The sequence below is a fragment of the Dyadobacter crusticola DSM 16708 genome (assembly GCF_000701505.1).
Classification (GTDB): domain Bacteria; phylum Bacteroidota; class Bacteroidia; order Cytophagales; family Spirosomataceae; genus Dyadobacter; species Dyadobacter crusticola.
The window spans coordinates 456224-468874 of sequence record NZ_JNJB01000001.1 but is presented as its reverse complement, the minus strand read 5'-3'; the positions used below and the strand labels follow the sequence as shown (position 1 = coordinate 468874).

The window sequence follows — 12651 nt, the reverse complement described above, 5'->3', positions numbered from 1 at the left end:
TAATTGGACTTTTGAGTTAATGAGCAGCAAAGATGAAACGGGAAACTTTTTGACACAAGCTTTTATTTAGATTTATTTAAAATAAGGAATCTGGTGTGGACCAAGCTTTTTTCATTTATCTAAAAACAGAAAAGCCACGTGGTCAGAGCGACCGCGTGGCTTTGTAACGTTTCAAAGGAGCTACTTTTTCTCTTCTATCTCTTCGACCATTTTCTCGGTAATCATTTTCTTTTCCGAAGAATTGCCCCAGGAGTTCATAATGTAGTTCATCACATCAGCGATTTCGTCATTTCCGAGCCCCGGGTTGGGCATCATGTTATCGTACTCCACTCCATTTACCTTGATTTTTCCCATTAAACCAAACTTCACAGCTTTGATCCCGTTTTCCGGGTTCGGCATGAAGTAGTCCGACTTGGCCAGAGGTGGAAATGTGCCGGTTACACCTTCGCCGGTTCCCATGTGGCAGGTAATGCAATTTTCGGAATAGACCATTTTCCCACGCTCGATGCTTTTGGCAAGATCGTCATCTTGCTGCGGGAAAACGGCTGAGCAAAAGATCCCTGCCGAAAGTAATGTCAGGATAATTTTCATGTATTAACTAGCTTTTCGGACTGATACGCACCACTTTTCCGGAGTTCTCTAGAACAACATAGATGTTACCATCCCAGCCCTGGCGCACGTCGCGTACCCGGCCGATTTTGTCAAAAATCACTTCACGTTTGGTCACCTTATTGCCTTTGATGGTCAGGTGGTGCAATTGCATGAATTTAAGTGAACCCACGATCAGGTCGCCTTTCCAGTCCTTGAATTTATCGCTTGTTACGAAAGTCATTCCGCAAGGTGCTATCGACGGTCTCCAAAAGATCACAGGCTGCTCCATTCCTGCTTTCGCAGTATCTTTCGAGATAATGCTGTTGTCATAATCAATACCGTAAGTAATGAGCGGCCAGCCGTAGTTTTTGCCTTTTTCAACGATGTTCAGCTCGTCACCGCCCTGAGGGCCGTGCTCGTGCTCCCAGATCACGCCGGTAGTCGGGTGGATCACCATTCCCTGCGGGTTGCGGTGTCCGTAAGTCCAGATCTCAGGTCTTGCACCGGCTGTTTTTACAAACGGGTTATCTGTAGGAATTTTACCGTCTTCAAACAGGCGTACTACTTTCCCCTGATCTTTACCCAGGTTCTGTGAGTTCTCCTTTTGGCCTCTTTCGCCTAATGACAGAAATACATAGCCTTTTTTATCAAAAACAATGCGGCCGCCGAAGTGCACATTTCCCTTCACATTCGGGATTGCCTTGAACAAGTGCTGAATGTCAACCAGCTCTTTTCCTTTCAGTTTTGCGCGCATCAATGCAGTATTTGCTCCGCCTTCATCGCCTTCTTCACCTTCTTTTTTAGGAGAAGAATAGCTGATGTAAATCCAGCCGTTTGTCTTATAGTCTGGGTGTAAAGCAATGTCAAGCAAGCCGCCCTGACCTTTGTACCAAACTTCCGGAATACCTGAGATCGGCGTAGCATCCAGCTGGCCTTTGGAAACGAGCCGCAATTTACCGCCGCGCTCGGTTACCAGCAGGTCGCCGTTTGGAAGCAGTGCAGAAGCCCACGGCATGGTTAGTCCGGTTGCAACTGTGTCCACTTTCAGGTCAGACTCAGCAATTTTCTTTTTAGGGCTGTCAGTTACATTGTTGTAGCTCATCAGGCCCACAGAGGCGGTCATTAACAAACCTCCGAGTGCGACAGGGAGGTACTTTTTTAGAATAGAAGTTTTTCCGTTCATAGGTTATGGTGAATAAAAGCTTGGTTTTGGGGGTTAAATGTTTGATTATAAAAGTAATGAAAACAAAACGCGCTGTGTATGCAGCGCGCTTGTTCCTTATTTAACTAGTTCCAGCTCATTTAAGTGTGCTGTAATCGCATTGATTTCGTCCGCGCTCAGTTCAATATCAGCCGCAGCGGCATTTTGAAGTGCCTGTTTGGCATCACGCGCGCCCGCCAGTGCAATGGTAATACCTGGCTGCTGAATAGTCCATTTCAGTACAAGCTGACCGAGTGATACGTTCTTCTCATCTGCAATCGGTTTGATTTTCGCGAGGAATGCATCTACCCGTTTCAGATTCTCGTCTTTGAAAAAGTGCAGGGAAGCGCGGTGGTCGTTTTCAGCGAATTGATGACCTGGCTTCATTTTACCGGTTAGTAAGCCCCGTTCCATTGGGCTGTAAGCCAAAATCGCCTTTTCATGTTCGATGCAATAAGGTACTAGCTCTTTCTCGATCTCCCTTTTGACCATACTATAAGGAACCTGATCAGAAACGAGATGAATGTATTTCGAAGCCTCGCGCATCAGGCTTGCATCGTAGTTACAAACACCCGCATAACGCACTTTGCCTTGCTCGATCAGCTGGCTCACCGCTTCCATTGTTTCTTCAATGGGCGTGGTTTTGTCGTGCCAGTGTATTTGGTAAAGGTCAATGTAGTCAGTACCCAGACGGGTGAGGCTATCTTCACATTCTTTGATGATGCTGTCTTTCGCAGCATACTTGTAGATGTCGATGTCCTTTCCCTCATTGTTTTTGCTGTGCATCGCAAAATCACCTTGCGTCACATCCCAGCGCATTCCATACTTGGTAAGTATCTGGACTTTGTCGCGGGGAATGTCTTTGATAGCTTCGCCCACGATCTCTTCGCTGAGACCTTGTCCGTAAACAGGTGCTGTGTCAATGGAGGTAACACCTACGTCGTACGATTCGCGGATCGCCTTCACAGCGTCGCTCCGCTCAGAGCCACCCCACATCCAGCCTCCTGCTGCCCAGGCGCCAAATGTGATCACAGATAATTCAAGATCCGGTTTTTCAGGATGATCAGACTTTCCAACTTTGCGGTATTCCATGATTTTGTTGTGGCTGTCGGCTTTCGGCGAGCGGCCGTCGGCTTTTTAGCGTTTAGTTTAGATGAAATTTTTTAGCTGTCGGCCGTCAGCAATCGGCTTTCGGCTTTTTAGTTTTTTGGAAATTCTTATGGCTTTCAGCGTCAGTTAGAGCTTCTTCAAGTTTCTTAAATTCAGCTAACAGCTAACAGCCAAAAGCCGACGGCTGACAGCCGACGTCATTTCGTCAACGAAAACGGCACTGCTTCCGGCTTGGTTCCCCATGTTTTGGATGGTTTGCTGCCCATGTTGAACTGCACTGTGCCTCCTTTTTGAATATCAGCATGTTCGAGATACGTATTTCCATAGCTTTTTCCATTCAGATTGGCCGACTGGATATAGATATTGGATTCGCTGTTTTCAGGTGCCTGCATCGTAAACTTCTTGCCGTTTTCCATTGTCAACGTAGCTTTCTTGAATAGCGGCGAGCCGATTACGTACTGCGTTGTCCCAGGAGTTACAGGGTAAAAGCCTAGTGAAGAAAAAACGTACCAGGCAGAAGTTTGCCCATTATCCTCGTCTCCGCAGTATCCGTCGGGCGTAGGCTGGTACAACCTGCGCATTACCTGCCTCGACCAGTACTGTGCCTTGTCCGGCGCGCCGGCATAGTTGTACAGGTAAATCATGTGCTGGATAGGCTGGTTACCGTGCGCATAGTTACCCATATTCATAATCTGCATTTCACGGATTTCGTGGATTGGGAAGCCATAGTAGCTGTCGTCGAAAATAGGAGGTAATGTAAAAACAGTATCCAGTTTCTGAACAAAAGCTTCACGCCCGCCCATTAACCCGATCAGTCCCTTCACATCCTGGAATACAGACCAGGTATAATGGATGCTGTTTCCTTCGGTAAATGCATCGCCCCATTTAAATGGATTGAATGGTTTCTGAAACTGTCCGTCCTTGTTCTTTCCGCGCATCCATTTAGTTTCAGGATCGAAAAGGTTGCGATAGTTCTGGCTTCTTTTCAGGTATAAATCCACCTCTTTCTGGGGCTTCTTCATCTCTTTTGCCAGCTGCGAGATACAAAAGTCAGCGTATGCATATTCCAATGTACGTGCTGCATTTTCATTCACTTTTACATCGTAGGGAACATAACCCAGCTCGTTGTAATATTCATGTCCAAAGCGGCCAACTGAACTTACCGGTCCGGCATTTTCAGTGTTTTTCAGGATTGCTTCATACAGTTTGTTAATATCGTAGCCTCTGATCCCTTTAACATATGAATCAGCAATCAGGGAAGCGGAGTTGGAGCCTATCATACAATCGCGGTGACCCGGGCTGGCCCATTCGGGAAGGAAGCCGCTTTCGTCGTATGCATTGGCCAAACCTTCCATAATCTGTCCGTTCAATGTAGGGTACATCAGTGTAAAGAATGGGAAAACCGCACGGAATGTATCCCAGAAACCATTGTCTGTGAACATATAGCCTGGTCTAACCTCGCCATTGTACGGACTGTAATGCACTACTTTGTTTGCCTTATCCAGTTCGTAAAATTTCCTGGGGAATAACAGAACCCGGTAGAGGCAGGAGTAAAAAGTGCGGATCTCGTCGATATTATCACCTTCCACCTGAATCCTGGAAAGTTCATCATTCCAGATTTTCTCACCTCTTGCTTTTGTAACATCAAAACTGTCGTTTGCCAGTTCGCGCTGCAGGTTAAGCTCAGCCTGTTCCGGACTGATGAAAGATGAAGCCACTTTAAGGCCCACTTTTTCGCCTCTTTTGGTTTTAAATCCGATGACTGCCCCAACGTGATTTGCTTTCAGTTCCAGCGTATCCTTTGCCAGCTGCTTGCCACGGAATGCGGAAGAAAATGTAAATGCTTTGTCAAAAACCAGGACAAAATAGTTTTTGAAATTGGCAGGAACACCGCCGCTGTTTTTGGTGGTATAACCGATGATTTTGCGTTCACCCGGGATGATCTTCACGTAAGATCCTCTGTCAAATGCATCCAGCAATACGTACGAACTGTCGGACTCCGGGAATGTAAACCGGAATTGTGCGGCTCTTTCGGTAGGTGCGATTTCGGTCGTAACATCGTAGTCGGCCAGGTACACTTTATAGTAATGCGGCTTGGCTGTTTCCGCTTTATGAGAAAACCAGCTCGCGCGGCTCTCCTCGTCGATCTTCAATTTTCCGGTAATAGGAAGGATTGAAAATTGCCCGTAATCGTTGATCCAGGGACTGGGCTGGTGCGTTTGCTTGAAGCCCCTGATCTTCTCGGCATCGTACATATAGCTCCATCCGTCACCCATTTTGCCAGTTTGCGGCATCCAGAAGTTCATTCCCCAGGGAAGCGCGATGGCCGGGTAGGTATTGCCGGCCGATAAGCTGAATTTAGATTGGGTACCCATCAGCGGATTTACGTAGTCGACAGGCTTTGGCTTTTCAGCCGATTGTCCGAACAGGACGGATGCATTTAATAGAAAAAGTAAAAGGTAATAGCAGTTTTTTTTCATTGAGCTGATATAAATAGAATTCTTCAATTCGAAACAGTGACAAATGTAATGGAAGGGCGTCTAAGAAGAACAGAATCAATCAAGAATTGCAAACGGTTGCAGTATGACATTTTGTACCGGCATAATTCTTTTTGCATGGAGGCAAAAGCATCACGTTTGGCGATGATCTTCCTTTGCCAATTTAATGCTCCTGTTTTCCTTGCAAACAGCTTTTATACTGACATTATTATAACAATCGATATACATTAAAATGACTGAACACTTAAATCGCCTGACTCCCAGCCAAATCGTTTTTGAGCTTGACCAGTACATAATCGGACAAAATGACGCGAAACGAAACGTTGCTATCGCATTGCGGAACAGGTGGAGAAGAATGAACAGCCCGGCAGACATTCAGAAGGAAATTATTCCAAACAACATATTAATGATCGGGGCCACCGGGGTAGGCAAGACGGAGATTGCACGCCGGCTCGCGAAAATAGCTGATGCGCCTTTTGTGAAGGTAGAAGCTTCCAAATTTACCGAAGTAGGTTACGTAGGCCGCGACGTGGAGAGTATGGTGCGCGACCTGGTGGAGCAGGCTGTTGGGATGGTAAGAATGCAGAAGAAGGAGGAAGTGAAGATCAAGGCCGAACAGGCCGTGGAAGATATCATTTTAGACGCGCTCATTCCGCCTGTACACGGTTCAGGTGTACCACGTGTGCGGCCAGAGGGTGGGGCAGACGATATGCCGGACGACGACGGTGAGCTGAACCAGCGCACACGCGAACGTTTCAGGGAAAAAATCAGGAATGGAGAACTGGACAGCCGGAAAATAGAAATTGAAGTACAGCAAAATCAAATGCCGAATGTGGGTATGATCGGAGGGACTGTTGACGATGTTTCGATGATGAATATTCAGGAAATGATCGGTAATATGATGCCGCGCCGCGGTAAAAAACGGAAGGTGACTGTGGAAGAAGCCCGTAAGCTGTTGCTCGATGAAGAAGCTTCCAAACTGATCGATATGGACGAAGTGAAGCTGGAAGCGATCAAAAAGGCCGAAAATCTTGGGATTATCTTCATTGATGAAATTGACAAGGTAGCTTCCAGCAGATCAAACGGTGGCGGAGGCCCGGATGTAAGCCGCGAAGGTGTGCAGCGCGATCTGCTACCCATCGTGGAAGGCAGCGCAGTTAACACCAAACATGGTGTTATCAACACAGATCATATCCTGTTTGTGGCCGCAGGTGCATTTCACGTTTCAAAACCTTCCGACCTCATTCCCGAGCTGCAAGGCCGCTTCCCGATACGCGTGGAGCTGAATAGTCTTACAGAATCGGATTTCTACCAAATCCTGAAAACGCCTAAGAATGCATTGACAAAGCAGTATGAAGCGATGATGGAATCAGAAGGGGTAGAGTTGATTTTTGAAGATGGTGCGCTGCGCGAAATGGCAAAGATCGCTTTCGAGGTAAACAGCGAAGTTGAAAACATCGGAGCAAGGCGCCTGCAAACAGTGATGAGTTTGCTGCTAAACGATTTCATGTTCGACATTCCCGACCTGATCGGTGCAGATTCGCAGATTACTGTTACCGCAGAAATGGTACAAGAAAAGCTCTCGCACTTAGTCAAAAACAGGGATCTGAGTCAGTATATTCTTTGAAAAAGGAGGATGGAGAAAGGGGAGGAATGGGACGAAAGGGAAAACTATCGTTCCTTCGTCCCATTCCTCCATCCTCCTTTTCCTTCTTGCTTCCATCCTCCCTTTCCTCCCTCGTTTAATCTACTCCCCGAAGAAAAGCCACTTTAATGCAATTGGAAATTCTTTGCTCCAATGCTTCTCGCTGTGATCTGCTTTGGGATTTGTGCTGGTTTTTATCTGTACGCGGTCGTAGCCAAAACGCTGATTTTCCAGTGCCTCTGTCAATTTATTGAAGTTCGGGATCATGTTCGCGCCCTCTTTTCCACCTGCGTATAGGTAAATGCGTGTGGCAAAAGGCTCGAAGAAGTGGATTACGTCAAAATAGATGCGCTGGGAAATCCATAACGAGGGTGAAAATGCCATGATCCTGCCAAAAACCTGTGGGAACATCAAGGCGGCATAAATGCTCAGCAGTCCGCCAACAGAACTCCCGCCAATACCAGTATTTAGTCGGTCGGGCTTGGTACGATACTTCGAATCGATGTGGGGTTTCAGTGTCTCCGCGATGAACCTGATGAACAACTCGCCTTTGCCCTTTCCTAGTTTAGGATTGGTGTATGGTGAAAATTCCAGGATACGGTCTTCATTGCCGTGGTCAATCGCGACGATGATCACGCCGGATTTTTCTTCCTTCGCCAGCTTGGTAAGGCTCTTGTCAATGTTCCAGTTACCGAATTCTGAACCTTCTCCAAAAAGATTCTGGCCGTCTGTCATATACAAGACGGGGAACGTAAGATCAGGGCGGTCGTAGTAATCGTGCGGGAGCAGGATCTGCACCCGACGTGTTTTGCCGAACTGAGGAATTTCAAATTCTTCGGAAACGAGCTCAACAATGGGGGATATGTCTGTTTTTTTCAAAACGTCAGTTTGCCAGCGAAGTACTGTATCCTGTATTAAGGTGTCCTTTTCAGTAATCACCCGATTTCCGTACGGATTGCCAAACCGGTCAAGTTCAACCTGGTCCCAGCCTCCGCGGGTGTATTTGTATTCTACTGGAAAATCCAGCTCTGCATCTTCGGGAAACTGAAAAGTATACTTGCCCGGAGAAACGAGCATCATTTTGTATTCTTCGAGGTCCGGCAGCCATTTGCAAAAATTTCCGGTAATGTAAACGGGCCGCTTGTCAACAGGTGTGGTACTTAATTCGACAGTCAGGGTATCAATTAATACTTGCATTTTATAGAGTCACATGGGTTACGTAACTACAAAAATACTTATTAATCAGGTCTCTTTGAATAATTAACGAATTCAAATTTAAAAGCGTGTCTCTCGTCGTGCTCGTGCACAATGCGCTCGGTTTCTGCCCATGCGGAAGGGTCGCTAATATGAAAAAAGGTATCGCCCTCAATATCGGTATGTACCTCCGTTACGTATAAGCGGTCGGCAATGGACTGCGCCTGTCTGTACAATTCACCTCCGCCGATGATGAATGCTTCCTCTTCTTCAATTTGACGTGCAGCCTCAATTGCTTCCTCCAATGAATGGACAACCATCACACCTTCCGGACGGAAATCTGCATTGCGTGTTACAACAATAGAGGTACGACCTGGCAGCGGCTTTCCGATCGATTCGAATGTCTTCCGTCCCATAATCATCGGGTGACCAAGGGTTAACTGCTTAAACCGCTTCAAATCATCCGGCAACCGCCACAACAACTGATTATCTTTCCCGATAACGCCATTACCGGATACTGCAACTATAATCGCTATTTTCATCTACAAATATTTTATCGCTCTGCGATTTTTTGATGTATTCGTATTGTTCCCGACGTTTGTCGCTTTGCGGTTTGCCGCTGTGATAGTCGCATAGCGACGCCACATCGGTAAAAACAACGCTACTTTGGAGGTTCGAAGATATATTTTTCGTTGTAGTCGACTTCGAACTTTTCGAGGATCGATTTGTATTCGGCTATGAATTCTACTTTTCTGTGATGTTCTTTTTGATTGCGGATATAGCGGATCACATTTTTTACCGCTGATTTGCTGTAAGAAAACACGCCATAACCAAGTTGCCACTCAAACCTTGAACCACAATATCCGCGACTATTAATCCATTGAGACGAATCGGCTTTTACATCTTGCATCAGACTCGCAATGCTCTGTGTCGTTTGGAATCCGATCAGCATGTGTAAATGGTCTTCCATTCCGTTAATTGCGAGCATCTTGTGTTTATTTTTCTGCACGATACCCGTAATGTATTTATACAAATCATCTTCCCACGTAGGATCAATCAGCGCAGCGCGGTGCTTTGGGGTAAAAACAAAATGCAGGTGAACCTGAGAGTAAGTGTTTGCCATTATGATAGTGTTGTAGTGTGTAAATATTTCAAACCAGCTTCTCAGATCCGGTAACCCCTGAGAAAATCGCCAATCTGCATTCTCTTTTTTCCCTCTAATTGTAAAATCTCGATCCCAATCCACCCGTCACCCGTTTTGAAGTGAAGAAATGATTTTTGGTCCGTCCTGTATTCGCCTGCTTCTCCCGGCTCGTCTGATTCAATCTGGGTTGTTTTAAAAATCTTGCATGAAAGTCCATTCAGGGTAGTCCAGGCAGCGGGGTAGGGTGATAAGCCTCTTACAAAGTTGTGAATTGCAAGGGAAGGTTTGTTCCAGTCGATCTCGCAGGTTTCGCGGAAAATCTTGGGTGCCAGCTTGATGTCCGCCGGTTCTTCCTGCGGTACTTGCGGGTAGTCACCAGCCTCAATGGCTTTTACAGTTTTTACAACCAGCGCTGCGCCTTTTTCCATCAAACGATCATGCAAAGTACCTGCGTCGTCTTCCGGGAAAATGGACTCTTTGTCCTGGAAAATGATTTTGCCGGTATCTATATCTTTTTCAATGAAAAAAGTCGTAACTCCCGTCTCCGTCTCTCCATTGATCACCGCCCAGTTAATTGGCGCGGCGCCCCGGTAATGCGGCAACAGCGAGCTGTGCAAATTGAATGTGCCTTTCGGCGGCATATTCCACACCACTTCCGGCAGCATCCTGAATGCGACTACCACCTGCAGATCGGCATTGAACGCGCGCAATTGTTCCAGGAACTCGGGGTTACGAAGCTTTTCAGGCTGTAAAACCGGGATTCCCTGTTGCTCTGCATAGATTTTCACCGGCGAGGCTGTCTGCTTCTGACCGCGGCCCGAGGGCTTGTCGGGCACAGTAACAACCGCCACTACATTAGAATTGCTTTCGACCAGACTTTGTAAACTTGGGACCGCGAAATCGGGCGTTCCCATGAAGATTATCCTTAGTGATGTTGACATATACACATGCTGCTTTTGCAGAATTATGGTGTTACCATTCACAAATATTGTTATTTTTGTCGTTCTTAAAAGCAAAATATGGTGTACTCGAAATCACATAGTAACCGAAAAGACGAGGTTTTCTAGCCTTTTTCTACGAGTGTAGTTACTCTTGTAGAGCGGTCTTAGAGCCGTTCTTTTTTTTTATCTGGTAATTCAAAAATTTATAAGACTTAAAACCAAAATAAGGTCATGGCTAAAATTTCATACTATACGGAAGAAGGATTAACAAAGCTGAGGAATGAGCTGAATGATATGAAAACCAAAGGCCGCACGGAAATTGCACGTCAGATTGCAGAAGCGCGCGACAAGGGGGATTTGAGTGAAAATGCTGAATATGACGCAGCAAAAGATGCGCAGGGAATGCACGAAATGAAAATTGCAAAGCTGGAAGAAATTCTTTCCAACGCCCGCGTAATCGACGAATCTGCCATAGATAACTCCCAGGTTTCAGTCCTTTCCAAAGTGAAGATTAAAAACCGTAAAAATGGAATGGAGGTAACATACACACTGGTGTCGGAAGAGGAAGCCGACCTGAAAGCCGGCAAAATCTCCGTAGGCTCACCAATCGGAAAAGGCTTACTGGGTAAAAAAGTAGGCGAAACAACAGAAATCAAGGTTCCAGCCGGTTTAATGGAGTTTGAAGTACTGGATATCAGCCGGTTTCTGGAGTAAATTTTTCAAACTAAGAAGTGGATCGTGGTATCTGTAAGATATAGCGATCCATTTTTTTTGCTAATAGCTAATAGCTAATAGCTAAAAGCTGACAGCCGACCGCCGATAGCCGACGCCGATAGCCCCCGACCCCTATGATCCCCAAAGGCTTTATCCTCACTGTCTCTTTCCTCTGGGTGGACGCTATGGCCCTTTTTCCGTTCATTTTGCTGAAACGAAAATCGCCCAGTCGTTTCCTGATCAATCATGAACGCATTCACTTGAAACAGCAAATTGAGCTTGGACTGATCGTTTTCTACCTCTGGTACTTCATCGAATATTTTATAAGGCTGGTTCAGTACAAAAAACATTATTTAGCCTATCTTCATATTTCCTTTGAACGGGAAGCTTTTCAGCATCAATCCGATCTTGCGTATCTTGAAAAAAGGCGTTTCTGGGCTTTTTTGAAGTATTTGCGGGATTAGTGAAGTTGCCTGATGCCAATCCGTTCTGAAGGAAAAAGTACATTTTAGTCGCAATTTTAAAAGCAAAATATGGCAGACAAGAGCGTAGAATTTCTTTATAAGTATCTAAACAATGCATCGCCAACCGGTTTCGAATCAACTGGTCAGCAAATCTGGCTTGACTACCTCAGGCCCTATATTGAAGAGGAAATAATTGACACTTATGGTACCGCAGTCGGTGTAATCGGCCCGGGGCAGGATTACAAAGTGGTGATCGAGGCTCATTCCGATGAAATTTCCTGGTTTGTGAATTACATCTCCGACGACGGCTACATTCACGTACGTAGAAACGGCGGCTCGGATGCAGCTATCGCACCTTCGATGCGTGTTAATCTGCATACTGCCAAAGGTGTTGTCAAAGGGGTATTTGGCTGGCCGGCTATTCACGTGCGTGACGTGGCCAAAGATCAGGTGCCGAAAGTACACGAGCTGTTCATCGACGTCGGCGCTGCCAAAAAAGATGAAGTTTTTGAAATGGGCATTCATGTCGGCACAGTAGTAACGTTTGCCGACGGGCTCGATGAGCTCAATGAGAAGTACTATGTAGGTCGCGCGCTAGACAACAGAATGGGCGGTTTTATGATCGCTGAGGTAGCGCGTATGCTGCATGAAAACAATGTGAAGCTTCCGTTTACATTGTATGTTGTGAATGCGGTGCAGGAAGAAATCGGCTTGCGCGGCGCAGAAATGATCGCACGCAGGTTGAAGCCCGATCTGGCGATTTGTACCGACGTTACTCACGACACGCAGTCGCCGATGTACAACAAAAAGGAACAGGGCGACTTGAAAGCCGGAAACGGCCCGGTGATCTGCTACGGTCCGGCTGTACAGAACAATGTGCGCGATATGCTAATCGGTGTAGCTACTGAGAAAAACATTCCGTTCCAGCGCCAGGCTGTGAGCCGGTCTACCGGGACTGATACGGATTCATTTGCATACGCTACCGAGGGCATCGCATCCGCATTGATATCGTTGCCGCTTAAATACATGCACACTACCGTGGAAATGGTACATAAGGAAGATGTGAAAAATGTAATTCAGCTGATGTACGACGTGCTTTTGTCCCTCAAAGGCGACGAGGATTTCAGGTACATCAAATAAGTTAATTGT

At 46.3% G+C, this 12651-nt stretch carries 12 protein-coding genes; 4 read left to right on the top strand and 8 right to left on the bottom strand.

The window, feature by feature from the left end; genetic code table 11:
* Positions 1-180 precede the first annotated feature (180 nt).
* The 4 genes from Q369_RS0102060 to Q369_RS0102045 form a co-directional block, all read right to left on the bottom strand.
* Positions 181-591, bottom strand: coding sequence for a c-type cytochrome (locus Q369_RS0102060; RefSeq protein ID WP_031526035.1), 411 nt, complete (start codon positions 589-591; stop codon positions 181-183).
* 7 nt (positions 592-598) lie between these two features.
* Positions 599-1774 (bottom strand): PQQ-dependent sugar dehydrogenase, encoded by a 1176-nt coding sequence (locus tag Q369_RS0102055; protein ID WP_031526032.1) that lies wholly within the window; start codon positions 1772-1774, stop codon positions 599-601.
* A 96-nt stretch (positions 1775-1870) separates the two neighbouring features.
* Entirely contained in the window at positions 1871-2884 is a 1014-nt protein-coding gene (locus Q369_RS0102050) for an aldo/keto reductase (RefSeq protein ID WP_031526031.1), read from the bottom strand.
* Between the two features lie 215 nt (positions 2885-3099).
* Positions 3100-5382 carry a GH92 family glycosyl hydrolase gene (locus tag Q369_RS0102045; RefSeq protein ID WP_031526030.1) on the bottom strand — a complete coding sequence of 761 codons (2283 nt, stop codon included), beginning with the start codon at positions 5380-5382 and terminating at the stop codon, positions 3100-3102.
* A gap of 250 nt (positions 5383-5632) precedes the next feature.
* Between Q369_RS0102045 and hslU the strand changes: the two genes are divergently transcribed.
* On the top strand, positions 5633-7027 hold the full coding sequence (hslU, locus tag Q369_RS0102040; protein ID WP_031526029.1) for an ATP-dependent protease ATPase subunit HslU: 1395 nt from the start codon (positions 5633-5635) through the stop codon (positions 7025-7027).
* Positions 7028-7147: 120 nt separating this feature from the next.
* Here hslU and Q369_RS0102035 read toward each other — a convergent pair whose 3' ends face one another.
* From Q369_RS0102035 to fmt, 4 genes are all read right to left on the bottom strand, one after another.
* Complete coding sequence (locus tag Q369_RS0102035; RefSeq protein ID WP_031526028.1) at positions 7148-8242, bottom strand: alpha/beta hydrolase; 1095 nt, start codon at positions 8240-8242, stop codon at positions 7148-7150.
* A gap of 41 nt (positions 8243-8283) precedes the next feature.
* Entirely contained in the window at positions 8284-8781 is a 498-nt protein-coding gene (locus Q369_RS0102030) for a dihydrofolate reductase (RefSeq protein ID WP_031526026.1), read from the bottom strand.
* Positions 8782-8900: 119 nt separating this feature from the next.
* Positions 8901-9362: an IS200/IS605 family transposase gene (gene tnpA, locus Q369_RS0102025; RefSeq protein ID WP_031526024.1), complete on the bottom strand. Its 462-nt coding sequence runs from the start codon at positions 9360-9362 to the stop codon at positions 8901-8903.
* 41 nt (positions 9363-9403) lie between these two features.
* Positions 9404-10324, bottom strand: coding sequence for a methionyl-tRNA formyltransferase (gene fmt, locus Q369_RS0102020; RefSeq protein WP_031526022.1), 921 nt, complete (start codon positions 10322-10324; stop codon positions 9404-9406).
* 231 nt (positions 10325-10555) lie between these two features.
* Between fmt and greA the strand changes: the two genes are divergently transcribed.
* The 3 genes from greA (at position 10556) to Q369_RS0102005 (ending at position 12642) form a co-directional block, all read left to right on the top strand.
* The gene (greA, locus tag Q369_RS0102015; RefSeq protein WP_031526021.1) at positions 10556-11038 is read left to right on the top strand and encodes a transcription elongation factor GreA; all 483 of its coding nucleotides are present in this window, start codon (positions 10556-10558) and stop codon (positions 11036-11038) included.
* A 134-nt stretch (positions 11039-11172) separates the two neighbouring features.
* Positions 11173-11502: a hypothetical protein gene (locus Q369_RS0102010; RefSeq protein ID WP_031526020.1), complete on the top strand. Its 330-nt coding sequence runs from the start codon at positions 11173-11175 to the stop codon at positions 11500-11502.
* 69 nt (positions 11503-11571) lie between these two features.
* Entirely contained in the window at positions 11572-12642 is a 1071-nt protein-coding gene (locus Q369_RS0102005; protein WP_031526019.1) for a M20/M25/M40 family metallo-hydrolase, read from the top strand.
* Positions 12643-12651: the final 9 nt, after the last annotated feature.